Genomic DNA, 24,036 nt, shown 5'->3' with positions numbered 1-24,036 from the left:
CCCCACCTGAAAATCTCAAAACCGTCATCAGCGGTTCGCTGGCAAACCTCGCGTTCGAAGTGGATGCAGATCCACGGGGCTCGAGCGGGAAAATGACTCCACCAGTGAAATGCGTATCAGGTTTTTAGGAGCGCTGTAATGCCTGACATCTATCACTTCCTCCAACAGCTGGTTAATGGCCTGACCATTGGCAGTACGTATGCCCTGATCGCCATCGGCTATACGATGGTTTACGGCATCATTGGAATGATCAACTTCGCCCACGGCGAGGTGTACATGATCGGCTCCTACGTGGCGTTCATCGCCATCGCCGGGTTGGCCATGCTGGGACTCGACAGCGTTCCGCTGTTGATTACCGCTGCTTTCATCGCGACCATCGTCGTGACCAGTGCCTACGGTTACAGCATCGAACGCGTCGCCTACCGCCCTTTGCGCGGCAGCAACCGTCTGATCCCGCTGATTTCCGCCATCGGCATGTCGATCTTCCTGCAGAACACGGTTCTGTTGGCGCAAGACTCCAAGGACAAATCCATAGCCAACCTGATCCCCGGCAGCTTCACCTTCGGGCCAGGTGGCGCACATGAAGTGCTGATTTCCTACATGCAAATCGTGGTATTCGTGGTGACCTTCGTCGCCATGCTCGGCTTGACAATGTTCATCTCCCGCTCTCGTCTCGGACGTGCCTGCCGCGCCTGTGCCGAAGACATCAAGATGGCCAACTTGCTGGGCATCAATACCAACAACATCATCGCCCTGACCTTCGTCATCGGTGCCGCATTGGCGGCCATCGCGGCCGTCTTGTTGAGCATGCAATACGGTGTGATCAACCCGAACGCCGGGTTCCTCGTTGGACTCAAGGCGTTCACCGCAGCGGTACTGGGCGGTATCGGCAGCATCCCGGGAGCCATGCTCGGCGGGCTGGTATTAGGGGTGGCGGAAGCCTTTGGTGCCGATATCTTCGGCGACCAGTACAAGGACGTCGTGGCTTTCGGCTTGTTGGTTCTGGTTCTGTTGTTCCGGCCGACCGGCATCCTTGGCCGTCCGGAGGTTGAAAAAGTATGACTAGGAATCTTAAACAGGCACTGTTCAGTGCTTTGCTGGTGTGGGCCGTGGCCTACCCGGTACTGGGTCTGAAACTGACCATCGTCGGCATCCACCTCGAAGTGCACGGCACCAGCAGCGCCACACTGATCACTATCGCGGTGTGCTCGGTGCTGATGTTCCTGCGGGTGCTGTTCGATCAACAGATCAGCTCGGCCTGGCGCTCGTCGCCAAACATGCCGCTGATTCCGGCCAAGGCCAGTAACTTCCTGACCCTGCCGACCACCCAACGCTGGATCATCATTGCGCTGATCTCCGGTGCCCTGGTCTGGCCGTTCTTCGGCTCTCGTGGTGCGGTGGATATCGCCACGCTGGTGCTGATCTACGTGATGCTCGGCCTCGGCCTGAACATCGTGGTCGGCCTGGCCGGCCTGCTCGACCTGGGTTACGTCGGCTTCTATGCCGTCGGGGCGTACAGCTATGCATTGCTGTCGCACTATCTGGGTCTGGGCTTCTGGATCTGTCTGCCGATCGCCGGCCTGATGGCGGCCACTTTCGGTTTCCTGCTCGGCTTCCCGGTACTGCGTCTGCGCGGCGACTACCTGGCGATCGTGACCCTGGGCTTTGGTGAAATCATCCGTCTGTTCCTGCGTAACCTCACCGATATCACTGGTGGCCCGAACGGCATCAGCAACATCGAGAAGCCGACGTTCTTCGGGCTCACCTTCGAGCGCAAAGCGGCAGAAGGCATGCAGACGTTCCACGAGTACTTCGGCCTGGCCTATAACTCGATCAACAAGGTGATTTTCCTGTACCTGGTTGCACTGCTGCTGGCCCTGGCTGCGCTGTTCGTGATCAACCGTTTGCTGCGCATGCCGATCGGCCGTGCGTGGGAAGCGTTGCGTGAAGACGAGATCGCCTGCCGTGCGCTGGGTCTGAATCCTACGGTCATCAAGCTTTCCGCCTTCACCCTGGGCGCCGCCTTCGCAGGTTTCGCCGGCAGTTTCTTCGCTGCCCGTCAGGGCCTGGTGACACCGGAGTCGTTCACCTTCATCGAGTCGGCGATCATCCTCGCCATCGTCGTATTGGGTGGCATGGGCTCGCAGTTGGGTGTGATCCTCGCGGCCGTGGTGATGATCCTGCTGCCGGAAATGATGCGTGAGTTCAGTGAGTACCGCATGTTGATGTTCGGCGCCTTGATGGTGCTGATGATGATCTGGCGTCCTCAAGGCCTGCTGCCCATGCAACGTCCTCACATGGAGCTGCGCAAATGAGCCGCGAGATCCTTAAAGTCGAAAATCTGAGCATGCGCTTCGGCGGCTTGCTGGCGGTCAACGGCGTGGCCCTGACCGTGAAAGAAAAACAGGTGGTTGCATTGATCGGCCCTAACGGCGCCGGCAAAACCACGGTGTTCAACTGCCTGACCGGTTTTTACAAGCCGAGTGGTGGCAGCATCCTGCTGGACGGCGAGCCGATCGAAGGCCTGCCGGGCCACAAGATCGCCCTCAAAGGCGTGGTGCGCACCTTCCAGAACGTGCGGTTGTTCAAGGACATGACCGCGGTCGAGAACCTCTTGATCGCGCAACACCGTCACCTGAACACCAACTTCCTGTCTGGTCTGTTCAAGACCCCGGCATTCCGCAAAAGCGAACGCGAGGCCATGGAGTTTGCCGAGTTCTGGCTGGATAAGGTCAACCTCACGCAGTTCGCCAACCGCCCGGCCGGCACCCTGGCCTACGGTCAGCAACGCCGTCTGGAAATCGCTCGCTGCATGATGACCCGTCCGCGGATCCTCATGCTCGACGAACCGGCCGCCGGCCTGAACCCGAAGGAAACCGAGGACCTCAAAGCGCTGATCAGCATGCTGCGTGAAGAGCACAACGTCACCGTGCTGCTGATCGAACACGACATGAAACTGGTCATGAGCATTTCCGACCACATCGTCGTGATCAACCAGGGCACGCCTCTGGCCGACGGCACGCCGGAACAGATCCGCGACAATCCTGAAGTGATCAAAGCCTACCTGGGGGAAGCGTAAATGCTGCAATTTGAAAACGTTTCCACCTTCTACGGCAAGATCCAGGCGCTGCACAGCGTCAACGTCGAAGTCCGCCAGGGCGAGATCGTGACCCTGATCGGCGCCAACGGTGCCGGCAAGTCGACCTTGCTGATGACCCTCTGCGGTTCGCCGCAAGCCCACAGCGGCAGCATCCGCTACATGGGTGAAGAGCTCGTCGGCCAGGACTCGTCGCAGATCATGCGTAAAAGCATTGCGGTCGTGCCGGAAGGTCGTCGAGTGTTCGCCCGCCTGACCGTGGAAGAGAACCTGTCCATGGGCGGATTCTTTACCAGCAAGGGCGATTATCAGGAACAGATGGACAAGGTTCTCGGACTTTTCCCACGCCTGAAAGAACGCTTTGCCCAACGCGGCGGCACCATGTCCGGCGGCGAACAGCAAATGCTCGCCATCGGCCGTGCGCTGATGAGCAAACCCAAACTGCTGCTGCTCGACGAGCCATCGTTGGGCCTGGCACCGATCATCATCCAGCAGATCTTCGACATCATCGAACAGCTGCGCAAGGATGGCGTGACGGTGTTTCTGGTAGAGCAGAACGCCAACCAGGCGCTGAAAATTGCCGACCGTGCCTACGTTCTGGAGAACGGCCGGGTGGTGATGACCGGCACGGGGGAAGCACTGCTGACTGATCCGAAAGTGCGCGAAGCGTATCTCGGCGGCTAAGCAATTGCGGTAAACAAAAAACGGCCTTCGGGCCGTTTTTTTGTGCCCGCCATAAACCTTCACGGCAATAAAGCCCCCCTGTGGGAGCGAACCTGCTCGCGATAGCGGAGTGTCAGTCAACAAAACCGTTGAAGGCGAAACAGCTATCGCGAGCAGGCTCACTCCCACAAGGGGTCGGTGGTGTTTTGAGGTTTTTAAAAAAGTTTTGCACTGGGCTGTAACGCATCGCGATGACCTCTCTCTAGAGGGGTAAGCCAGCACACACGCGGCTTACCAAAACTCAAACAACGGAGAAACATCATGACTGCTACCACCCGCACCCTGTCCGCCACCGCCCTCGTTCTGGCCCTTGGTTCTGCGCTGAGCATGGCCGCTGTCTCCACCGTCCAGGCCGCCGACAACAGCAACATGGAAAAATGCTTCGGCGTGGCCATGAAAGGTCATAACGATTGCGCCGCAGGTGCAGGCACCACCTGCGCCGGTACTGCCAAGATGGACCACCAGGCAAACGCCTGGAAACTCGTTCCGAAAGGCACGTGCGCCACCACCGAAAGCAAAACCTCGCCGACCGGTTTCGGTCAGATGGAAGCCTTCAAAGCCAAAGCCTGATCCGCCTCCCAGCCTGAGTGTCGACCATGAACAATTCACTGTTCGGGCTCCCGCCCCGCGCCGGGCTGGGGCTCAAGACCGGGCACTTGCGTGAAGTGCTCGGTTCAAAGCCGGACATCGGCTTCTTCGAAGTCCACGCCGAAAACTACATGGTGGCCGGCGGCCCTTTTCATCATTACCTGGGGTTGATCCGCGAGCAGTATCCGCTGTCGCTGCATGGCGTTGGCCTGTCCATCGGTGCCGAAGGTCCGCTGGATGTGCAACACCTGCAACGCCTTGCCGAACTGATCGAGCGCTACCAACCCCACTTCTTTTCCGAACACCTGGCCTGGTCCAGCCATGGCCCGGTGTTCCTCAACGACTTGCTGCCACTGGCCTACGACAACGCGACGTTGAACCGCGTCTGCGAACACATCGACCAGGTGCAAACCACCCTCAAACGCCCAATGCTGCTGGAGAACCCGGCGACGTACCTGGCGTTCAAACGCTCGACGATCGATGAGGCCGACTTCATCAGCGAAGTCATTCGCCGCACAGGCTGCGGGCTGTTGCTGGACGTGAACAACGTTTACGTGTCGAGCATCAATCATCAACGCGATCCTGTGGCCTACATCGATGCCCTGCCCCTTCATGCCGTCGGCGAGATTCATCTGGCCGGATTTGCCGAAGACACCGACAGCCTCGGTGACCGTCTGTTGATCGACGATCACGGCGCGCCCATCGACAACGCCGTGTGGGCGCTGTACGTGCAAGTGCTGGAGCGTGTCGGGCCAGTAGCAACGCTGATCGAACGCGACAATCAGGTGCCAGCCTTCGGCGTATTACACGCCGAAGCGCGTCAGGCCGATGAGTTGTTGCGATGCGCCGAGGTCCGGTCATGAGCAATCACGCCGATTTCGCCGCCGCCCTGCTTGATCCGGAGCGGCCCTGCCCTGACGGATTACTCAGCGTCAATGGCGCCGATCCGGCCAGCCGTTTCGCGGTGTATCGCAACAATGTGCAGGCCTCGCTGATCAACGCGTTGGCGGACAGTTACCCCGTGGTTGTGCAATTGGTCGGCGATGAATTCTTCCGGGCCATGGCCGGTGTTCATGTGCACGGCTCCCCGCCCCGCAGCCCGTTGATGAATGACTACGGGCACGATTTCGCAGCCTTCATCGAAGGCTTTGCGCCCGCCGCCAGCGTGCCTTATCTGGCCGATGTCGCCCGATTGGAGCGCCTGCGCGTCATCGCGTATCACGCGGCCGATGCGCAGCCCCTGGAGCATGAGCAGATCGCCGCAGCACTGGCCGACCCGCAAGCCCTGAGCGAGCTCACCGTCGAACTTCATCCCTCCCTCAACCTGTTGAGTTCTGCCTTCGCGGTGGTGGCGATCTGGGCGGCGCATCAACAGGAAACAACGCTGGCGGGGATTGACCTGAGCCAGGGACAACACGCGCTGGTGTTGCGCAATGGCCTGGACGTTGAAGTATTCGCCCTTGATCAAGGTGCCAGCGCGTTCATCCAGTATCTGCAAAACGGCCAGTCACTGATGCAGGCGCTGGAAGCCGCCCCCGCCTTCGACCTCAGCCAAACCCTGGCGCTGCTGATCAGCCGGAACGCCATCACTCACTTGCATAACAACAAGGTATCGCCATGAACATCCGGACCGAATCACAGAACCCCATCGTTCGCGCCATCGCGTTACTGGAGATGATTCCCCGCAGTCTGATCGCCTTTATCGCGCGCTTCTCGATTGCGGCAGTGTTCTGGAAGTCCGGGCAAACCAAGGTCGAAGGCCTGGCCATCGACCTGTTTGACGGCTCCTTCCAGCTTGGCGTGCCGCATCTGGCGGACTCGACCATCCCGCTGTTCCAGAGCGAGTACCACGTGCCATTGCTGTCCCCGGAACTGGCGGCGCACCTGGCCGCCTTCGCCGAGCATGTCTTCCCGATGTTGATCCTGATCGGCTTCGCCACGCGATTTTCGGCGCTGGCCTTGCTGGGCATGACCCTGACCATTCAACTGTTCGTTTACCCCGACGCCTACCCGACCCATGGCACTTGGGCGGCGGTGTTGCTGTACCTGATGGCGACCGGGCCGGGGAAATTGTCGATCGATCATCTGATCGCCCGACATTTCGCCCGGTAAACACCTTCCCCTGTGGGAGTGAGCCTGCTCGCGATAGCGCTGTGTCAGTCAACATCAATGCTGAATGTCACACCGCTATCGCGAGCAGGCTCACCCCTACAAGGGGTTGGATGTGGGCGGCTATTGCTGAAGACGCGCTAATGCCTCGCCGCTGCGTTTAAACCAATCAATCAAGTAGTCCGCCAACACCTGCGTGCGTTTGGGCAGTCCGCCCTGATACGGATGCACCAGGTACATCGGCATGCTCCGCGTCTGATAATCACGCAGGAGCCAGCGCAATCGCCCGTCAGCCAATTCCGTTTGCAGCAGGTAGGAAGGCAACCGCGCAATGCCGGCCCCTGCCAGCGCTGCTTTTTTCAACAGGCTGTAGTGATTGCTGGCAAACGGACCCGACACCCGCACCCGCAGCAACTCGTGCTGCTGGTGATACAGCCATTCTTCGCGACCGCTGTAATGGCTGTTGAGCAGACAGCGATGGTCCGCCAACGCCTGGGGCGTCTGCGGCTCACCGTACTGTTCGAGATAGGCCGGGCTGGCGCAGGTCATTTCGTGCCAGGCCAGCAGAGGACGCGCGACCAAGCGTTGGTCATTGGCCACTTCGGAGCGGATGGCCAGGTCAAAACCGTCTCGGGACAAATCGTGAAAGCTGTTGTTGAGGTCCAACTCGATCTGCACCTCGGGATATTGGCGGGAAAATTCCAGCAACAAGCCATCGAAGAAGGTTTCCCCCAGCGAGACCGGAACCGTCATGCGCACCGGTCCGGCCATGTCGTCCTTCAACCGCGCCAACGCCTGACGCGCCTTTTCGACTTGAACCACCAGCGCCTGGGCTTGAGGCAACAGCGCCGCGCCCGCCGCCGTCAAACTCAAACGGCGGGTGGTGCGTTGCAACAAGACAACGGAGAACCGTGTTTCCAGCAAGCTGATGCGCTTGGACAACTGCCCCTTGCTGCAGCCCAATTGCTGCGCCGCCAGGGTGAAACTGCCCGCTTCGATCAACACCGCAAAGGCTGCCAGATCATCCATCTCGCTCATGGATTGTTTCCATTTGAAAACCAAAGGTTGCCTATTAGCGCGCTTATCAATGGAAAAAACCACTCTAGACTGCAACCTCGTTCAACCACTTCGAGGAACAGCACGATGAAAATTCTTTTGATAGGCGCAGGTGGCACCATCGGTTCAGCGGTCGACAAGGAACTGTCCCAGCGCCATGACATCATTCGCATCGGCCGTAACAGCGGCGACTTCAATGTGGATATCAGCGACAGCGCCTCGATCCGCAAGCTGTTCGAGCAAACCGGTAAATTCGATGCGCTGGTCTGCGCTGCCGGCAACGTGACCTTTGCACCGCTGGATGAAATGAGCGAAGAAAGCTTTGCGCTGGGCTTGAAAGACAAGCTGATGGGCCAGGTCAACCTGCTGCTGATCGGCCGTGAATTCGCCAATGACGGCGCCTCGTTCACCTTGACCACTGGCGTGCTCAGCCACGACCCGATTCGCAGCGGCGCCTCGGCGGCATTGGTCAACGGCGCGCTGGACAGCTTTGTGCGTGCGGCGGCCATCGAACTGCCCCGCGGCTTGCGGGTGAACTCGATCAGCCCGACCGTTCTGCTCGAAGCCATGGGCAGTTACGCGCCGTACTTCCGGGGCTACAAGCCGGTTCCCGCAGCGGATGTGGCATTGGCCTACGCCAAAAGCGTAGAGGGCCTACAGACCGGCCAGACCTTTCACGTCGGCTGACACACCACCCTCACTGTAGGAGCGAAGCTTGCTCGCGAAAGCGTTCTGTCATTCATGACGATGCTGGATGCACTGGCCCCTTCGCGAGCAAGCTTCGCTCCTACAGGAGATCGAACATCGCTGGGGTTGTGATGAACGGTCAGGCTGCGTAACGTGGCGGCACTTGTCTGGAGAGCCAAAGATGCGTGTTGCCCGTTCCTTAGTCCTTGTCGCCCTGCTTCCGCTGTTTGCCGCCTGCCAATTGTTTGATGGCCCGCGTGAAAGCGCCTCCCACGTGGACCAGACCCGCCTTCAGGGCCAGTTGACGGCAGCGGACGGCAAGTTGCTGTTCCAGCCGTGCAATGAACAGCGCAGTTATGTGGTCAATGACAGCGGTGGCACCAGCGTCTTGCAAGAGGCCGCGGCCCTCGCCGATGCCCAGGGCAAGCTGTTCGCCGACGTGCGTGGGCAAATCGTCGACAGTCGCCTTGATCTTGAACAGCTGTACCGCGTCGAACGCTCCGGCGCCGCCTGCGACGATCCCAATTTCAAATTGCTGATCCTGCGCGCCGCCGGCCACTCGCCAGAGTGGAACGTCAAGGTCAGCGGCAAAGGCATGGTTATCGACCGTGCCGGCCAGCCGCCCCTGGCCGTGCCCTATGTTGAAGAACAGCTGGGCGATGGCCGTTTCAATCTCAGCACCGAAGCCAATAACCAGCACATCGAACTGTGGGTCGCGCCGCAACGTTGCGTCGACAGCACCACCGGCAGCGTCCAGCACATGAGCGCCGAGCTGCGCATCGATGGTCAGGTGCAACGCGGTTGCGGGTATTTCGGCGGCTCGCGTAACGACTGATCGTTTTTGCCTCACGGGACCGGCGTTTGGGGCTTATAATCGCCGCCTTCAAACGCCTTGGCGCAGTTGTGCGCCCCGCGAACCGGATCCCGTCATGTTACGAATCACCGAACTCAAGTTGCCGATCGACCATCCCGATGAAGACCTGCGCCCTGCCATCGTGCAGCGCCTGGGCATCGCCAGCGATGACCTGCTCGATTTCACCTTGTTCAAGCGCAGCTACGATGCGCGCAAAAAGTCCTCTGAACTGTGCTTCATCTACACCATCGACCTCACCGCCAGGGATGAGGCCGCGTTGCTGCACAAGTTCGCCGATGACCGTAACGTCAACGTGGCACCGGATGTCAGCTACAAAGTGGTCGGCCAGGCGCCGGCGGATCTTGAGCAACGCCCTGTCGTCGTGGGTTTTGGTCCATGCGGGATTTTCGCCGGGCTGCTGCTGGCGCAAATGGGCTTCAAGCCGATCATCCTCGAACGCGGCACCGAAGTGCGTCAGCGCACCAAAGACACCTGGGGCCTGTGGCGCAAAAGCGTACTCAACCCTGAATCCAACGTGCAGTTTGGCGAGGGCGGCGCGGGGACGTTCTCCGACGGCAAGCTCTATAGCCAGATCAAGGACCCGAAATTCATCGGTCGCAAAGTCCTGCACGAGTTCGTCAAGGCCGGCGCCCCGGAAGAAATCCTCTACGTCAGCAAACCGCACATCGGTACGTTCCGACTGACCGGCGTCGTGGAGAACATGCGCGAGCAGATTCGCGCGCTGGGCGGCGAAGTGCGCTTCCAGCAGCGGGTCACCGACGTGTTGATCGAGGACGGCCAACTGGTCGGCGTCGAGCTCAATGGTGGCGAACAGATTCATTCGAAACACGTGATTCTTGCCTTGGGCCACAGCGCCCGGGACACCTTCCGCATGCTTCACAGCCGTGGCGTGTTCATGGAAGCCAAGCCGTTCTCGGTGGGCTTCCGCATCGAGCACCCGCAATCGCTGATCGACCGCGCACGCCTGGGCAAGTACGCCGGCCACCCGAAACTCGGGGCGGCCGACTACAAACTGGTGCACCACGCCAAGAACGGTCGCTCGGTGTACAGCTTCTGCATGTGTCCGGGCGGCACCGTGGTAGCGGCGACATCCGAGCCGGGCCGCGTGGTCACTAACGGCATGAGCCAATACTCGCGTAACGAGCGTAACGCCAACTCCGGGATCGTCGTCGGGATCACCCCGGAAGTCGATTACCCGGGCGGCCCGCTGGCGGGTATCGAGTTGCAGGAACGCTTGGAATCCCACGCTTACGTGTTGGGCGGCAGCAACTACGAAGCCCCGGCGCAGTTGGTCGGTGACTTCATCGCCGGCAAGCCGTCCACCGAGTTGGGCAGCGTAGAACCGTCCTATAAACCAGGTGTTGCCTTGGGTGATCTGGCGCTGGCTCTGCCTGCGTTTGCCATTGAAGCCATTCGTGAAGCTCTGCCGGCGTTCGAAAAGCAGATTCGCGGTTACTCGCTGCATGACGCGGTGTTGACCGGGATCGAGACGCGCACCTCGTCGCCGCTGCGCATTACCCGCAACGAGTCGATGCAGAGCCTGAACGTGAAAGGTCTGTTCCCGGCGGGTGAAGGCGCGGGTTATGCGGGCGGGATTCTGTCGGCGGGTGTCGACGGGATTCGGATCGCCGAAGCCGTGGCCCGCGACATCCTCGGCCTGGAAGCCTGAAGCAACACCCCACTTGTCGGAGCGAGGCTTGCCCGCGAAGAAATTGACGCGGTCTTTTAGGAAGACCGCGTTAACCTCTTCGCGGGCAAGCCTCGCTCCTACAGGGGGGGGTGGTATCAGATATTCGCGCGTAAAACGTTGGCGGGAAGCGGTTCACCGCGCTCGACACTCCCCGCCACAACCTCCATCAACCCACTCAACTCATACCCTTGGGCCTTGAGCCAATCCTGGTCGTAATAGCTGGTCTCATACCGCTCGCCGCCGTCGCACAGAATCGCCACGATCGACCCCGACTCCCCCGCCGCTGCCATCTGCCCGGCCGCCATCAAGGCACCGATCAGGTTGGTCCCGCTCGACCCGCCGACACGCCGTCCCAAATGTTGCGCCAGGTAATGCATGGCCGCCAGCGACAACGCGTCCGGCACCTTGACCATCGCATCGATCACCTTGGGCAGAAACGACGCCTCGACCCGTGGCCGGCCAATGCCTTCAATCCGAGAACCGTGGTCCAGTCGCAGGCTGGCATCCCCCGTCTTGTAGAAATCGAAGAACACCGAACGCTCGGCATCGGCGCACAACACGCGGGTGCAATGCTGGCGATAACGCACGTATCGACCCAGCGTCGCGGTGGTACCGCCGGTGCCGGGGCTGGAAATCAGCCAGCTCGGCTCCGGGTGCCGTTCAAAACGCATTTGCTGGAAGATCGACTCGGCGATGTTGTTGTTCGCCCGCCAGTCAGTGGCGCGTTCGGCATAGGTGAACTGGTCGATGAAATGCCCGTCATGTTCGCGGGCCAGGCGCTCGGACTCGGCGTAGATCTGCGTCGGATCGTCGACCAGATGACTCTTGCCGCCGTAGAACGCGATCTGCGCGATCTTCTCTTTGGACGTGGTCGCCGGCATCACCGCAATGAACGGCAAGCCCAGCAACCTGGCGAAGTAAGCCTCGGAAATCGCCGTCGAACCGCTGGACGCTTCAATCACCGGCGCGCCGGGTTTGAGCCAGCCGTTGCACAAGGCATAGAGGAACAACGAGCGCGCCAGCCGGTGCTTGAGGCTGCCGGTGGGATGGCTGGACTCGTCCTTGAAGTACAGCTCGATGCCCGAAAACCCCGGGAGCGGCAAAGGGATCAGGTGGGTGTCGGCGCTGCGCTGGAAGTCGGCTTCGATGATCCGGATGGCTTCGCGGGCCCACTGTCGGTTGTCGCTCATGATGGTTTTTCTCGTTGAGTCGGCCTTCGTGCAAGGCTCAGCCCATAAGCTTAGGAAAAATCCCACGCCACGCACAGATACAGCTGAGGCCCAATACGTTTGGCAACTGCTAGGCTCATCTCCGTGCCAGCCCCTCGCGTTGTAACGGTATATAACAAAAAAGAATATAACTTTTGTTTTAACAACCAACGGTACGGGTTAGGGTGTGCCACCTTTTTGATTTTTCGATGGAGAGCGACCTTGCCTCTGCGTAGCACTTTCACGCGTTTCTTTCAGTTGGAAGCTGCCAGCGGTCTGTTATTGATCGCCGCGGCAGCCCTGGCTTTGATCATCAACAACTCCCCGTTGTCGTGGCTGTACAGCAGTTTCCTCGACACGCCGGTGGTGGCGCAGATCGGTGCGCTGCAAATCGCCAAACCGGCGCTGCTGTGGATCAACGACGGCCTGATGGCCCTGTTTTTCCTGCTGATCGGCCTGGAAGTGAAGCGCGAAGTCCTCGACGGCCAGCTGTCGAAACCTTCGCAGATCGTCCTGCCCGGCGCGGCAGCGATTGGCGGCATGGTCGTTCCGGCACTCCTCTACTGGTTTCTCAATCGTGACAACCCGGCAGCCCTGAGTGGCTGGGCCATCCCGATGGCCACTGACATCGCCTTCGCCCTCGGCGTTCTCGCCCTGCTAGGCAAGCGCGTGCCGGTGTCGCTGAAACTGTTCCTGATGACCCTCGCGATCATTGACGACCTCGGCGCCATTATTGTCATTGCGATCTTCTACTCCGGCACGCTGTCGACACTTTCGCTGGCATTGGCTGCGTCGTGCATCGTCGCCTTGATTGCGATGAACCGGCTCGGCGTGGTCAAGCTCGGGCCGTACATGATCATCGGTTTGATCCTCTGGGTCTGCGTGCTCAAGAGCGGCGTCCACGCGACGCTGGCCGGTGTGACCCTGGCGTTCTGCATTCCCTTGCGCACAAAAAATGCCGAACCGTCACCGCTGCTGACCCTCGAACACGCCCTGCATCCCTGGGTGGCCTACGGCATTCTGCCGCTGTTCGCCTTCGCCAACGCCGGCCTGTCGCTCAGCGGCGTGACCATGGAAAGCTTCACTCACCACGTGCCGATGGGCATTGCGGTGGGCCTGCTGCTGGGCAAAACCGTCGGTGTGTTCGGCCTGACCTGGCTGGCCGTGAAAATCGGCATCGCCGCCCTGCCCCAAGGCGCCAACTGGGGCCAGGTGCTGGGTGTCGCGATCCTCTGTGGTATCGGCTTCACCATGAGCCTGTTTGTCGGCTCCCTGGCCTTCGAGCCGGGTGTCAGTGAATACGCCGGAATGGACCGGATGGGTATTTTGACCGGTTCGATTCTGGCGGCATTGATCGGTTACGCGGTGACAGCGGCAGCGAGCCGCAAGCGCACCGCGCTGCCATCCTGAGCGAAAGAGAACCCTCTTAACGACAATCAGGATTCGTCCTACAGCCACGTTTGACCTCGTTCGTTAACGTCGCACAGCCCCTTATCCGGGGCTGTCGATGTGCGAGCGCAAGGAAGATCAATGGCTGGAAACAAGGATATCCCCCGGGTTAAAAACCCACCGTCCGGCGACGGACACCACGTCACTCACCGTTTCATGACGGCCTCCGAACTGGCCGAGCGGAACGCCCGACAAAACGCTTACGACGCCATGCTCGCCAGGCAAGAGGCCTTCGAGCTCAGTCGTGAGATCGCCCCCAAAAGAGACGAATCGGTTCGTGCCGGTTGCGTCTTCGCCAAGTCCTGCAAACTGCCGGACGCCATCATCGACTACTCGAATCCTTCGGGCATGGTACCCACCGACAGCCTCAAGGATTACGGGGAAATCGCCTGGCTGGGTGCCCGCGAAGCGGACGATGCCGGGCAGCTGAATCTCGAAACCATCAGCGGCAGTACCCTCTCGCTCGGCATTGGCCGACTCACCCTGAGTGCTCCGACGCTCGCGGCTCCGGTGGCCGCAATCGGCGCCGCCGGGGCCACCGCGCTGGCTACGGTGGTCGCGCTGTTCTGGACGCCAAGCCTGGGCGATAGCGCGCTTTATACCGAAGATCAGTTGCGCGCTCTGAAACAGGCCAGGACCCGCGTTCGCTTGCAGGTCGAGCAACTGGCGGATGGCCGTCTCAAGGGTTATGGCTTCTACACCGGCAAGAACCGCGATTGGGAAATGGTCAATGTCGTGCAGTTCACCTTGCGCGACAGTCAGCAGGTCGCGGATCTAGGGGATGGGGTTGAGCTGATCTGGACACCGGCAGTGGAGGGTTCGGACATTCTCGGGATTCCGGCGCTGGAGGCTGCTCCGCGAGCGCCGCATATTTGGGTGTATCCGCCGACGAAAGCGGCTGACGGGATTATTGTGAATCCGGTGTATCCGCCTGATTACAAGGATTTCATTCTTGTGTTTCCGGTGGGGTCGGGGGTAAATCCGGTTTATGTAGTGATGAGCATGCCAGGGGATCATAAGTACTACGATGATCCGGAAACCCTCCCAGGCTTCCCTGATGCATTTCCCGTAAAACCGAAGGTTTCAGTTCGAGGTGGAGGGAAAAAACGAGCCCGATGGCTAGACCGCAAAGGCCGTATATATGAGTGGGACTCCAAAAGCGGTGCTGTAGAGCTTTACGATAAATCCGGAGTGCATTTGGGCGAATTCAATCACGTAACCGGCGAGCGAACCAAAAAGGCAAAGCCTGGTAGAAGAACCTCAAGAAACTGAAGAGAAAAATTATGCGCTATTTATCCATCACCGGTTTTTACCCTGATGAAAAACAAGATGATTCATTGCAGTTCCAACTGACCATCAAAGACTATGAAATGAACCAGGCATTGGCTCAATTGACCGAGTCAAAAAAACTGGAAGAAATAGAGCCTGGGGAGCTGGAACTGACAGGCACTCAAGTCCTACAGGTTGCAGAACTATTAGAAATCGACTTACCCGAGGGGTTGGAATATTTCATAGGCCCCCGCGCCGCGCCGTGAGAATCCTTAACAAACAAAACCCCAACCAGTCACCCGGCCGGGGTTTTCTTTTACCGCTCGTTCCCGCTTAGTGCGTAACGCGGCTCGTACCGTCAACAGTCGCAATCCGCACCCGCTCGCCCACGCGGAACACTTCATTCTCCTGAACCTGCTGCACATAGGCGCGCATGCTGCCGTCGTCTTCACGGACGGTGATTTCCACGCCTTGGGTGCGGGTCAGGCCTTCTTCAGTGGCTGAACCGAGCAGGCCGCCCGCCACGGCGCCGATGACCGCAGCGACGATGCTGCCTTTACCGCCGCCGATGGCGCTACCGCCGACACCACCGACCACTGCGCCCGCTGCGCCGCCGATCGGGGTTTTGGTGCCTTCGATTTTCACCGGACGCAAGGATTCGATGGTGCCCATGCGAACGGTCTGCACACGACGCGCTTCGTCACGGGAATAGGAGTCACCGGTCAGGCTCGATTGGCAGCCGGTGAGCAACATCGCCATCGTGGAAAAGGAAGCAACCAGCAGAACAGACTTACGCATAGCATCAACTCCAAAGGACAAGTATTCATTAAACTCCGCAGCTTGACGTCTGTCACGGCATCGCCCGGATAAAATTGGTTTCATTCAGGCTCGGTACAGGCGCCTCGGAACTCACCACACAGTAGCGGCAAACCGAAAAACCTGCCCCACTGACCCAAGGATTTTCATGGATTACTTCATCATTGTTGTCACCACGGTCGCCGGTTTGTACTTCCACTGGTGGCTGTACGTGCGGATCAAGCGCTGGATGGACCGCGATCTGGCGTTGGCGCTGGCGGGTAAAGACGAGCAGAAAAAAGCGTTCATGCTCGAGCAACTGGCAAGCGCTCAGGCGCAGAAGATCAAGCGCCGGGACCTGCCCCAGTGGCTTGAAGCCGCTGCGGCAGGCTATCCCGATCGGTAGACTGCTTAAGGTGCCAGACGTTCAAGAATCCAGTCGGCGCCTTGCAAACGGTAGTTGAGGCGATCGTGCAGGCGGCTCGGACGGCCTTGCCAGAACTCGATGCGCTCGGGTAGCAAGCGGTAACCGCCCCAATGTTCCGGGCAGTGCGGTTGAGTGTCGCTGAAACGTTGCTCGGTATTCTTGAGCAGCGCTTCCAGTTCAGCACGATCGGCGATCACCCGGCTCTGGGGCGAAGCCCAGGCACCGAGACGACTGCCCAGCGGGCGGACCTGGAAATAGGCGTCGGACTCTTCAGCCGTAACCTTCACCACCCGCCCTTCGATGCGCACCTGGCGCTCCAGGGTCGGCCAGAAAAACGTCATGGCGGCGAACGGGTTTGCCGCCAGATGCTGGCCTTTGGCGCTGTCGTAGTTGGTGAAGAAGGTGAAACCCTCTTCGTCCAGGCCCTTGAGCAGCAGAATGCGGCAATGCGGCCGACCATCCTGATCGACGGTGGCCAGGGTCATGGCATTGGCCTCCACCGGCGGTTGCTCGGTTTTCACCGCGTCCGCAAACCACTGATGGAACAGTCCGAACGGCTCGGCCGGGGCTTGCGCCTCGGTCAGACCGTCACGGGTGTAGTCGCGACGCATATCAGCCAGGCCCTGGGTCATGGCGCATTCCTTTTGGTTAACGAATCACTTCTTTGCAGCATCGGCAGCGGCGACTTTCTTGTCAGCCGCTGCGGCTTTTGCTGGGGTAGTCTTTTTCGCCGGGGTCGCGGTTTTAGCCGGTGTCTTCTTGGCTGGAGCCTTGGCGGCTTTCTTGGCCGGGGCTTTTTTCGCAGCAGGCACAGCCGCTTTTTTCGCCGCAGGTGCAGGCGTGACAGGCTTGACCACTGGCTTGACGTCCTGGGCAGCGACCAGGCGAACGGGCGCCGGAGCCGGCATGTTGTACTTGCTCAGCAACGCGACCATGGTGTTTTGCGGAGTCACCAGCAATTCCACACGACGGTTCAAGGCGCGACCTTCGTTGCTGTCGTTGGCTGCACGAGGGGCTTCACCGCCCATGCCGCGCAGCATCAGGCGATCACGCTGCAAACCGCTGAGACGGAAGATCGCAGCGACGGCTTGCGCACGCTCCTGGCTCAGTTTGACGTTGGCCGGTGCGGCGCCCGAGGTATCACTGTGACCCAGTACCAGGACGGCGGTCTTAGGATCGACTTCCAGGATTTTCGCGACGCGAGTGAACGGGCCTAGGGTCACGGGCAGCAACATGGCCGGACGGTCCGGGTTGAACGAGCCTTCTACCGGCGCGGTCACGACCAATACGTTTTCACGACGCTCAAGTTGCAGATTGCTGTCCTTGATCGCTTCACGCAGGCGCGGCTCGTAGTCGTCGAGCCAGGCTTGAGTGACTTTAGGATCCGGCATCGGCACGGCTTTGGCGGTGGGTTGATCTTTACCCCCGAACGGCCACCACCACTTTCCACCGGCTTCAGCTTCAGCCTTGGCCACTTCGACAGGCTTGGCTTCGGGTTTTACTTCGGGCTTTTTGTCGAGCGCTTCATCGGAGCCGAACGGCCAGTACCAAGGGTTGGAACTTTCAGCTTTGGTCACTGGAGCCGCGGCGGCCGTTTTCAAAGGGGCTGGGGTCGGGGCCGGAGCCGGCTCTTTCGCCGCGATTTTGTCGGAGGAGCCGAACGGCCACCAGCTGCTGCCATCCGAATCATTTTGTGGGGTCTGTGCACAACCGGTGATCGCGACACACAGGGCCAAGGCAAGGGTGGTTTTATTGAATGACATTGGATATCCACAAAAATGAAATCATAAAAAATCAGGCCGGCGTGACCGGATAAACAGACGGTTGGAAACCATAATGGCCTTCGGGTTCCGGCCCTGGAGCCCGAGAGTGCGTATTACAGACAAGTGGCCAGTACCCGCGCAAGCTTCTGCGCGCGCGGATCCATCAAGACGTAAGGCCCCAGTGTATTTGTCACAAATCCGAAGGCCACATCATGTTCCGGGTCAGCAAAACCGATGGTGCCGCCAGCGCCAGGATGGCCGAATGCACGCGGGCCGAGGCCGTAGGTCGCATTGGGAACGTCCGGTTGATCGAGCATGCAACCCAGGCCAAAGCGGGTCCGGGTCAATAAAGTCTTGTCTTCGCCAAGGCTGTGTTCGCGGGTCAGCTCCTCGAGCATTTCGCTTTCCAGCAGGCTGCCATCAAGCAGGCCGGCGTAGAAACCAGCAAGGCTACGGGCGTTACCGTGGCCATTGGCGGCGGGTTGTTGCATCCGGCGCCATTCGGGTTTGTTGGTGCTGGTCATGATCGACGGCGGGTTTGTGAAGGCCCGGGTGGTCATGGCGGTCGGCTCGCGCATAGTCACTTGCAGCAAGCGCTGGGCCGCCGCATCGCCAACGTTGCCCTTGCCGCGGGCGATGTGCGCCACGCGATGGAACTCTTCGTCCGCCAGGCCCACATGGAAATCCAGCCCTAACGGCTTGGCGACCCGCGCCACAATCGATGAGCCCGGCCCACGACCGTCGGCACGGCGCAGCAACTCGCCCACCAGCCAGCCATAGGTGATTGCCGCGTAACCGTGGCCTTCGCCCGGTGTCCACCACGGCGTTTCGGCAGCAAGGGCATCGACCATGGTGTACCAGTCGTAGAGCGCTTCGGGTGCCAGCAACTCGCGCAGTGCCGGCAGACCGGCCTGATGGCAGAGCAACTGGCGCAAGGTGACGGAGTCTTTGCCGGCGGCGGCGAATTCGGGCCAGTAGCGCGCCACCGGGGCATCCAGTTGCAGCTTGCCTTCGGCCACCAATTGCAGGGCGGTGACGGCAGTGAAGGTCTTGGTGCAGGAGAACAGGTTGGCGATAGTGTCGCTGTGCCAGGCTTCAAGGCCATCCTTGTCGGCGGTACCGGCCCAGAGGTCGAGGACGGTTTCGCCACCGACCCGGATGCACAACGCCGCACCACGTTCCTGAGGATCGTCGAACAGCGCCGCGAACGCTTCGCGTACTGCTTCGAACTTAAGCTCGTAATGACCCTGAATCTGCACCCGCAACTCCCCGAAATCTACAAAGTGGCCCGCATTGTTCCAGCCATTGAAGGTTTTGGGAACAGGCGTGAGCCGGGCGGTCGGTTGCCCATGGATTGGATCAGAAATTTATCGTCAGGCTCGCTCCCCAGGGATCACGCAGCACCATGGTGGGAGCGAGCCTGCTCGCGAAGAACGATAACGCGGTCGAGCAGGACTCAGTGACCGTTGGCCGAATGGCCGCCGGCATGGCCCGCACCTTGCCCCACGCCTTTGCCCGCATCACCTTTTTTACCGCCCTCGCCTTCATGGCTGGCTTTATCCGCTTCAGCCTTGGCCTTCTCAGCCTCCTTGCCCAACTGGTCAACGGTCGCCAGGTTGCTCTTGCGCACGCTGTCGACAAAGCCCTGGAACGGCAGATCGGTAATGCCCACCAGGCCAAAGTGACCGTTCTCGCCATCCAGCAGACGTCCGGTTACCGGTTGATCGAGGTACTGGAACCAGTGCACGCCGACAATCGACGGTTCGCTCAACGCCTGTTTGAGGAAGTTGGCATAAGCCGGGCCACGGTCTTCTTCCTTGGCCAACTGCGTCACGCCGCCCCAGAAAGGACCGCGATCAGCGGAGCCGAAGTTGAACTCGGTGATCAGCACCGGTTTGTCCAGGCTGCGCAATTTGGCGAAGTCATAGCCGTCTTGCGGTTGCAGGGTGTACATGTTGAAGCTCAGTACGTCGCAATACTGGGCGCAGGACTCAACGGCTTCCGGGGTGCTGGTGGCGAAGCGACCGCCCAGCAGCAACTGGTTCGGAGCGTGCCACTTGAGCGAATCGGAGAGTGTCTTGAAGTAGGTATCGGCGAAGACCTTCTGGAAGTATTTGAAATCAGCTTCGATTTCCGGGTGTTCGGCGCTCGGCAGCGGCGGCACGAAACCCGGGTCTTCCATCAATTCCCAGGCCGGCAAGTCGATGCCCCACGCCTTGGAAAGGCCGGCCTGATTGCGGTACTTGTCGCGCAATTGCTTGAGAAACGCCCGTTTGGCCGGCACGTCGGTGGTCATTTTCAAGGTGCCGTAGGCCAGTGCGTAACGGGCTTTCGGATCGTCGCCGGGGCCGGCCCAGGCCAGTTCGTTGTCGGCGAAGTAACCGATCAGCCAGGGATCGTCGCGATGGTCACGGGCGGCGATGGCCACGGCGCGTTCGGTGGCCATGGCGAAGCGTGGGTCGAACGGGTCGGGCATGCCGCCCCACCAATCGGTGCCGGTGCTGATGCTGGCGTAATCGCCGACGATCGACAGCGGCAAGGTGTACGGCACACGGTCAGCATTGGCCAGCGCCGGAGCGCTCCAGTTGCCGACCGTGTTGAAACCCCAGGCTTGCAGGCGATCCAGGGTATGGCTGGCCCAGCGTTGTTCATCAACCACGGCTTTGCAGGGTTCAGCAGGTTTTTGCTCGACGGCTTTGGCGACGGTCGCTTCCTCCGCGCCGGTCTTGGCGGCTTCGGCGACGCCGGATTCGGCAGTCGTAGGTGCGACAGGTTGCTCGGCGGCCTTGTCGGCCTTGTCGGCCGTGGCCTCGACGGCATCAGCCTTGGCCGCTTCGGCGACACCGGCCTTGGTGTCGCTGCCCAGCGCGCACGGTTCGCCGTACAGGCGCTGCAAGTTAGCGCCATAGAAATCGTACCAGCGACCGGCGTTATAACCACGGCCCTGATCGGCGCCGTTGCCGCCACGGTTGTCGCCTTCGCCATAATGACTGGCCAAGGATTCTTCCGGTTTTGGCAGGGATTCAAACATCCACTCGCGGCCGGCGATGTAGGTCTGGCTGACGTTCGGGGTAACGGTATTGACCCCCAGCGAATAGAACGGATGCCCTTCCGGGGTCACCAGGTACCAGCGACCGTCACGTTTTTCCGTGCGGAAAAAACCGCTGGCCTTGAACGTCGGGCCTTTGTTCCAGCCGCCGAACTTGTCCAGGGACAACTTCTGGCGCTCGGCGAGCCAGGTTCTGGTTTGTTGCCGTTCTTTGGCGGCGGCGCTTTTCAGTTGCTCATCGCTACCGACCTTCTCCGGCCATTTGGCCCGGGTCGATTGACCGTAGGCGTCCACCAGGCCGCCGTATGCCGCCTTGGTCACCGCTTCACCGTCCTGCACGCCGAAGCGCTCAAGCAGGATACTTTGGGCTACTTTCGGCTGATCCATCGACAACGTCACCGACACCACCTGGCTGCGATCCAGCTCACCGGCGCTGCTGGCCAGCAATACCCGTTGGCCGTCAAACGTCATCGGCATCGGCGGCCCGGCCTTCATGCCCTGGCTCAGCGGCGAACTCGGTTGCAGCGGCACCAACAGGGTCTGCGCCGGTCCGGCGGGCAAGTCGACACGACTGATCAGGGTCTTGCCATCGTTGCTCTGGATTTTCACGTACAGGGTCACGGCCCAGTCCATCGCGCTCTGAATGCGCAAGCTCATGACACCTGACTGGGACCAGTCCCAGGCGCCGGTTTGCGGGGTCAGACGCAAGGTCGGTTGCGCCACCGGGTTGAACGTCACCCGACGCAGCACTTCACCTTCGGCCGTTTGCTCCGCATTGGATTGCGGCAGGCTGGCATCCTGAGTTGCCACCTGGACCACATCGGCGGGGCGCACAAAGTTGAACAGCGTCTGTTGGCCGGCAGGGGCTGCCAGCAAAGGGGCTGCGAACATCAGGGCGAAAACAGCAGGCAACGAACAGCGAATCATAGGAACGTGTTTCTCCCGAACGACCCTCAATGGGCCAATGGAAAGGTGGTGGCTGAACGATAGACAACGCGGTGGGCAAAAAAGCCCACCGGTGTTTCAGGAAATTTCGCGACGGAATGGCGGCAATGCGTTGAGGATTGCTTTGCCATAGCGCTGGGTGACCAGGCGCCGATCCAGCAGGGTGATGGTGCCGCGGTCTTCCTCGGTACGCAGCAAGCGACCGCAGGCCTGGACCAGTTTCAGCGAGGCGTCCGGCACGGAGATTTCCATGAACGGATTGCCGCCACGGGCTTCAATCCATTCGGCCAGGGCCGCTTCGACCGGGTCGTCGGGCACCGAGAACGGAATCTTCGCGATCACCACGTGTTCGCAATACGCACCGGGCAAGTCGACCCCTTCGGCAAAACTCGCCAGGCCGAACAGCACGCTGGAGTCTCCGCCATCAACACGCGCCTTGTGCTTGTTCAGGGTTTCCTGTTTCGACAGGTTGCCTTGAATGAACACTTGCTTGCGCCAGTCGCGGTCCAGGCCGTCGAACACGTCCTGCATCTGTTTGCGCGAGGAGAACAGCACCAGGGTGCCGCGCGAACCTTCCACCAAGGCTGGCAAGTCACGGATGATCGCGGCGGTGTGGGCCGGTGCGTCACGCGGGTCGGCTTTCAGGTCCGGCACCCGCAACACACCGGCGTCGGCGTGATGGAACGGGCTCGGGACCACGGCAGTCACGGCTTTTTTTGGCAGGCCGGCACGCATGCGGAAACGGTCGAAGGTGCCGAGAGCGGTCAGGGTCGCCGAAGTCACCAGTGCGCCATAAGCGACATTCCACAGGTTGCGCCGGAGCATTTCCGCGGCGAGGATCGGGCTGGCGTTGACCTCGATGTCGAACAGCGAACCGCTTTCGGCCAGGGTCAGCCAGCGGGCCATGGGCGGGTTGTCTTCCGGGTCTTCAGCGGTGAACGCGACCCACAATTCCCAGTTGCCCGAAGAACGGGACAACAGGCTGCCGAACAGCGGATACCACTCTTCGGCCTGGTTGCTGGCGATGCCGATATTGACCTCGCCGTCCATGCCTTCCTTGAGCAGTTCGGTGAGCCGGGTGAACAGGTCGGTCAGACGGGCATAGCCCTTCTTCAGCTCGACGCCCATTTCACGCATGTGCTCGGGAATCACCCCGCCGACGAAACGGTGACGCGGCCGTTCGCGGCCTTCGACGTCTTCGCCGGGTTTGAAATCGGCCACTTGCTCGCACGCGGTGAACATGAACTGCTGCTGGGTCTTGATCTCGCGAGCCAGCTCCGGCACCTGCTCGATCAACTTGCCCAGGTCACCCGGCAGCGGATGCTGGGCCAGTAGTTTGGTGAGGTTCTTGGCGGTGGTTTCCAGCCAGTCGGCGGTGGAACGCAGGCGCGTGTAGTGGGCGAAATGGCCGATGGCCTTGTCCGGCAGGTGGTGGCCTTCGTCGAATACGTAAATGGTATCGCGCGGGTCCGGCAGCACGGCGCCGCCGCCCAACGCCAGGTCTGCCAGGACCATGTCGTGGTTGGTGACAATCACGTCAACCTTGCCCATGCCTTCGCGGGCCTTGTAGAAGGCGCACTGGCCGAAGTTGGGGCAATGACGGTTAGTACACTGGCTGTGATCGGTGGTCAGGCGCGCCCAGTCGGCGTCTTCCAGGGCGGTGGACCAACTGTCGCGGTCGCCGTCCCATTTATTGCCGGCGAGCTTCTCGATCATGCTGGTGAAGAGCTTCTGGCTGGCCTCATCGACCTCGATCTTGAAACCTTCTTCCTCGAACAGCTGAGCCGTGGCGGTTTGCGCGTGACCTTCCTGGAGCAACATGTCGAGCTTGGACAGGCACATGTAGCGCCCGCGCCCCTTGGCCAGGGCGAAGCTGAAATTCAGCCCGCTGTTGCGCATCAGGTCGGGCAAATCCTTGTAGACGATCTGCTCTTGCAGGGCCACGGTGGCCGTGGCGATGACCAGGCGTTTGCCGGCGGCCTTGGCGGTGGGTATCGCCGCCAGGCTGTAGGCCACGGTTTTACCGGTACCGGTGCCGGCTTCCACCGCGACAATCGCGGGGTCGCCACTGCGCCGGCCTTCGTCGTCGGTGTCGATGTCACCGAGGACTTTGGCAATTTCGGCGATCATCAGGCGTTGGCCGTAGCGCGGTTTGAGGCTCTTGGCTTCAAGAAAACGCGAGTAGGCGCCCTGGATCGTGGTTTTGAGTTCGGTGCTGATCATGGATTGTCGGGCGCAAAAAACGCTGGATAAATTTTCAGTGGTTCGTATGGGCCGCTATCATACCCCGCTAATTAATCCCGCGCA

The 24,036-nt window shown here is 60.5% G+C and carries 23 protein-coding genes; 15 read left to right on the top strand and 8 right to left on the bottom strand.

From position 1 onward, the window contains the following. Nucleotides 1-138: 138 nt before the first annotated feature. The 8 genes from livH to AC1ROI_RS14375 all read left to right on the top strand — a co-directional run bounded on the left by livH (nt 139) and on the right by AC1ROI_RS14375 (nt 6,520). Nucleotides 139-1,062 carry a high-affinity branched-chain amino acid ABC transporter permease LivH gene (gene livH, locus AC1ROI_RS14410; protein WP_010462578.1) on the top strand — a complete coding sequence of 308 codons (924 nt, stop codon included), beginning with the start codon at nt 139-141 and terminating at the stop codon, nt 1,060-1,062. Beyond that, nucleotides 1,059-2,315, top strand: coding sequence for a high-affinity branched-chain amino acid ABC transporter permease LivM (locus AC1ROI_RS14405; RefSeq protein ID WP_102595589.1), 1,257 nt, complete (start codon nt 1,059-1,061; stop codon nt 2,313-2,315). Before livH ends, AC1ROI_RS14405 begins: the two co-directional genes overlap by 4 nt. Continuing rightward, the gene (gene livG / locus AC1ROI_RS14400) at nt 2,312-3,079 is read left to right on the top strand and encodes a high-affinity branched-chain amino acid ABC transporter ATP-binding protein LivG (protein ID WP_010462581.1); all 768 of its coding nucleotides are present in this window, start codon (nt 2,312-2,314) and stop codon (nt 3,077-3,079) included. Before AC1ROI_RS14405 ends, livG begins: the two co-directional genes overlap by 4 nt. Beyond that, nucleotides 3,080-3,781: an ABC transporter ATP-binding protein gene (locus AC1ROI_RS14395; RefSeq protein ID WP_010462583.1), complete on the top strand. Its 702-nt coding sequence runs from the start codon at nt 3,080-3,082 to the stop codon at nt 3,779-3,781. Nucleotides 3,782-4,081: 300 nt separating this feature from the next. Then, nucleotides 4,082-4,390, top strand: a complete 309-nt coding sequence (locus AC1ROI_RS14390) for a BufA1 family periplasmic bufferin-type metallophore (protein WP_010462585.1) — start codon at nt 4,082-4,084, stop codon at nt 4,388-4,390. 26 nt (nt 4,391-4,416) lie between these two features. After that, nucleotides 4,417-5,271: an MNIO family bufferin maturase gene (gene bufB / locus AC1ROI_RS14385; RefSeq protein ID WP_077749562.1), complete on the top strand. Its 855-nt coding sequence runs from the start codon at nt 4,417-4,419 to the stop codon at nt 5,269-5,271. Further along, nucleotides 5,268-6,029: an HvfC/BufC N-terminal domain-containing protein gene (locus AC1ROI_RS14380; RefSeq protein ID WP_077749582.1), complete on the top strand. Its 762-nt coding sequence runs from the start codon at nt 5,268-5,270 to the stop codon at nt 6,027-6,029. The genes bufB and AC1ROI_RS14380 overlap by 4 nt, the downstream gene beginning before the upstream one ends. After that, complete coding sequence (locus AC1ROI_RS14375) at nt 6,026-6,520, top strand: DoxX family protein (RefSeq protein ID WP_077749563.1); 495 nt, start codon at nt 6,026-6,028, stop codon at nt 6,518-6,520. The genes AC1ROI_RS14380 and AC1ROI_RS14375 overlap by 4 nt, the downstream gene beginning before the upstream one ends. A 120-nt stretch (nt 6,521-6,640) precedes the next feature. On the opposite strand, the gene AC1ROI_RS14370 is transcribed toward AC1ROI_RS14375, so the two are convergent. After that, a complete protein-coding gene (locus AC1ROI_RS14370; protein ID WP_010462593.1) occupies nt 6,641-7,555 on the bottom strand; it encodes a LysR family transcriptional regulator in 915 nt (304 codons plus the stop codon). A 105-nt stretch (nt 7,556-7,660) separates the two neighbouring features. Here AC1ROI_RS14370 and AC1ROI_RS14365 point away from each other — a divergent pair, with 105 nt between their 5' ends. The 3 genes from AC1ROI_RS14365 to AC1ROI_RS14355 all read left to right on the top strand — a co-directional run bounded on the left by AC1ROI_RS14365 (nt 7,661) and on the right by AC1ROI_RS14355 (nt 10,803). Further along, a complete protein-coding gene (locus tag AC1ROI_RS14365; protein WP_083374876.1) occupies nt 7,661-8,260 on the top strand; it encodes a short chain dehydrogenase in 600 nt (199 codons plus the stop codon). Nucleotides 8,261-8,441: 181 nt separating this feature from the next. Further along, a complete protein-coding gene (locus AC1ROI_RS14360; protein WP_102594174.1) occupies nt 8,442-9,095 on the top strand; it encodes a COG3650 family protein in 654 nt (217 codons plus the stop codon). Nucleotides 9,096-9,189: 94 nt separating this feature from the next. Further along, nucleotides 9,190-10,803 carry an NAD(P)/FAD-dependent oxidoreductase gene (locus tag AC1ROI_RS14355; protein ID WP_077749565.1) on the top strand — a complete coding sequence of 538 codons (1,614 nt, stop codon included), beginning with the start codon at nt 9,190-9,192 and terminating at the stop codon, nt 10,801-10,803. Nucleotides 10,804-10,919: 116 nt separating this feature from the next. Here the strand turns inward: AC1ROI_RS14355 and AC1ROI_RS14350 are convergent, their stop codons facing one another. Further along, entirely contained in the window at nt 10,920-12,017 is a 1,098-nt protein-coding gene (locus AC1ROI_RS14350) for a PLP-dependent cysteine synthase family protein (RefSeq protein WP_172962156.1), read from the bottom strand. 237 nt (nt 12,018-12,254) lie between these two features. Here AC1ROI_RS14350 and nhaA point away from each other — a divergent pair, with 237 nt between their 5' ends. From nhaA to AC1ROI_RS14335, 3 genes are all read left to right on the top strand, one after another. After that, complete coding sequence (nhaA, locus tag AC1ROI_RS14345) at nt 12,255-13,442, top strand: Na+/H+ antiporter NhaA (protein WP_010462602.1); 1,188 nt, start codon at nt 12,255-12,257, stop codon at nt 13,440-13,442. Between the two features lie 120 nt (nt 13,443-13,562). Next, nucleotides 13,563-14,753 carry an S-type pyocin domain-containing protein gene (locus AC1ROI_RS14340; RefSeq protein WP_102594172.1) on the top strand — a complete coding sequence of 397 codons (1,191 nt, stop codon included), beginning with the start codon at nt 13,563-13,565 and terminating at the stop codon, nt 14,751-14,753. 11 nt (nt 14,754-14,764) lie between these two features. Continuing rightward, the gene (locus AC1ROI_RS14335; protein WP_077749568.1) at nt 14,765-15,016 is read left to right on the top strand and encodes a pyocin S6 family toxin immunity protein; all 252 of its coding nucleotides are present in this window, start codon (nt 14,765-14,767) and stop codon (nt 15,014-15,016) included. Between the two features lie 67 nt (nt 15,017-15,083). On the opposite strand, the gene AC1ROI_RS14330 is transcribed toward AC1ROI_RS14335, so the two are convergent. Next, complete coding sequence (locus tag AC1ROI_RS14330; RefSeq protein WP_010462609.1) at nt 15,084-15,548, bottom strand: outer membrane lipoprotein; 465 nt, start codon at nt 15,546-15,548, stop codon at nt 15,084-15,086. 166 nt (nt 15,549-15,714) lie between these two features. On the opposite strand from AC1ROI_RS14330, the gene AC1ROI_RS14325 reads away from it, so the two are divergent. Then, a complete protein-coding gene (locus AC1ROI_RS14325) occupies nt 15,715-15,951 on the top strand; it encodes a hypothetical protein (RefSeq protein ID WP_077749569.1) in 237 nt (78 codons plus the stop codon). A gap of 5 nt (nt 15,952-15,956) precedes the next feature. Here AC1ROI_RS14325 and pdxH read toward each other — a convergent pair whose 3' ends face one another. The 5 genes from pdxH to dinG all read right to left on the bottom strand — a co-directional run bounded on the left by pdxH (nt 15,957) and on the right by dinG (nt 23,952). Continuing rightward, on the bottom strand, nt 15,957-16,604 hold the full coding sequence (gene pdxH / locus AC1ROI_RS14320; RefSeq protein ID WP_010462613.1) for a pyridoxamine 5'-phosphate oxidase: 648 nt from the start codon (nt 16,602-16,604) through the stop codon (nt 15,957-15,959). A gap of 24 nt (nt 16,605-16,628) precedes the next feature. Continuing rightward, on the bottom strand, nt 16,629-17,735 hold the full coding sequence (locus AC1ROI_RS14315) for an OmpA family protein (protein WP_102594171.1): 1,107 nt from the start codon (nt 17,733-17,735) through the stop codon (nt 16,629-16,631). A 113-nt stretch (nt 17,736-17,848) separates the two neighbouring features. Next, nucleotides 17,849-18,994, bottom strand: coding sequence for a serine hydrolase domain-containing protein (locus tag AC1ROI_RS14310; protein ID WP_102594170.1), 1,146 nt, complete (start codon nt 18,992-18,994; stop codon nt 17,849-17,851). Nucleotides 18,995-19,191: 197 nt separating this feature from the next. Beyond that, a complete protein-coding gene (locus AC1ROI_RS14305) occupies nt 19,192-21,711 on the bottom strand; it encodes a beta-galactosidase (RefSeq protein WP_102594169.1) in 2,520 nt (839 codons plus the stop codon). A 96-nt stretch (nt 21,712-21,807) separates the two neighbouring features. Further along, nucleotides 21,808-23,952, bottom strand: a complete 2,145-nt coding sequence (gene dinG / locus AC1ROI_RS14300) for an ATP-dependent DNA helicase DinG (RefSeq protein WP_077749573.1) — start codon at nt 23,950-23,952, stop codon at nt 21,808-21,810. Nucleotides 23,953-24,036 lie beyond the last annotated feature (84 nt).

Source organism: Pseudomonas sp. GW823-FHT02C02 (assembly GCF_058797635.1).
Note: the sequence above shows the minus strand (reverse complement) of the source record. Positions and strands in the feature narration are given on the sequence as shown.

What these genes read in the sequence shown, in the direction of transcription:
- AC1ROI_RS14390 (WP_010462585.1), top strand. Translation starts at nt 4,082, where the DNA reads ATGACTGCTACCACCCGCACCCTGTCCGCCACCGCCCTCGTTCTGGCC.
- bufB (WP_077749562.1), top strand. Translation starts at nt 4,417, where the DNA reads ATGAACAATTCACTGTTCGGGCTCCCGCCCCGCGCCGGGCTGGGGCTC.
- AC1ROI_RS14375 (WP_077749563.1), top strand. Translation starts at nt 6,026, where the DNA reads ATGAACATCCGGACCGAATCACAGAACCCCATCGTTCGCGCCATCGCG.
- dinG (WP_077749573.1), bottom strand. Translation starts at nt 23,952, where the DNA reads ATGATCAGCACCGAACTCAAAACCACGATCCAGGGCGCCTACTCGCGT.
- AC1ROI_RS14380 (WP_077749582.1), top strand. Translation starts at nt 5,268, where the DNA reads ATGAGCAATCACGCCGATTTCGCCGCCGCCCTGCTTGATCCGGAGCGG.
- AC1ROI_RS14305 (WP_102594169.1), bottom strand. Translation starts at nt 21,711, where the DNA reads ATGATTCGCTGTTCGTTGCCTGCTGTTTTCGCCCTGATGTTCGCAGCC.
- pdxH (WP_010462613.1), bottom strand. Translation starts at nt 16,604, where the DNA reads ATGACCCAGGGCCTGGCTGATATGCGTCGCGACTACACCCGTGACGGT.
- AC1ROI_RS14330 (WP_010462609.1), bottom strand. Translation starts at nt 15,548, where the DNA reads ATGCGTAAGTCTGTTCTGCTGGTTGCTTCCTTTTCCACGATGGCGATG.
- AC1ROI_RS14335 (WP_077749568.1), top strand. Translation starts at nt 14,765, where the DNA reads ATGCGCTATTTATCCATCACCGGTTTTTACCCTGATGAAAAACAAGAT.
- livG (WP_010462581.1), top strand. Translation starts at nt 2,312, where the DNA reads ATGAGCCGCGAGATCCTTAAAGTCGAAAATCTGAGCATGCGCTTCGGC.
- AC1ROI_RS14315 (WP_102594171.1), bottom strand. Translation starts at nt 17,735, where the DNA reads ATGTCATTCAATAAAACCACCCTTGCCTTGGCCCTGTGTGTCGCGATC.
- livH (WP_010462578.1), top strand. Translation starts at nt 139, where the DNA reads ATGCCTGACATCTATCACTTCCTCCAACAGCTGGTTAATGGCCTGACC.
- AC1ROI_RS14340 (WP_102594172.1), top strand. Translation starts at nt 13,563, where the DNA reads ATGGCTGGAAACAAGGATATCCCCCGGGTTAAAAACCCACCGTCCGGC.
- AC1ROI_RS14370 (WP_010462593.1), bottom strand. Translation starts at nt 7,555, where the DNA reads ATGAGCGAGATGGATGATCTGGCAGCCTTTGCGGTGTTGATCGAAGCG.
- AC1ROI_RS14395 (WP_010462583.1), top strand. Translation starts at nt 3,080, where the DNA reads ATGCTGCAATTTGAAAACGTTTCCACCTTCTACGGCAAGATCCAGGCG.
- AC1ROI_RS14365 (WP_083374876.1), top strand. Translation starts at nt 7,661, where the DNA reads ATGAAAATTCTTTTGATAGGCGCAGGTGGCACCATCGGTTCAGCGGTC.
- AC1ROI_RS14405 (WP_102595589.1), top strand. Translation starts at nt 1,059, where the DNA reads ATGACTAGGAATCTTAAACAGGCACTGTTCAGTGCTTTGCTGGTGTGG.
- AC1ROI_RS14325 (WP_077749569.1), top strand. Translation starts at nt 15,715, where the DNA reads ATGGATTACTTCATCATTGTTGTCACCACGGTCGCCGGTTTGTACTTC.
- AC1ROI_RS14355 (WP_077749565.1), top strand. Translation starts at nt 9,190, where the DNA reads ATGTTACGAATCACCGAACTCAAGTTGCCGATCGACCATCCCGATGAA.
- AC1ROI_RS14360 (WP_102594174.1), top strand. Translation starts at nt 8,442, where the DNA reads ATGCGTGTTGCCCGTTCCTTAGTCCTTGTCGCCCTGCTTCCGCTGTTT.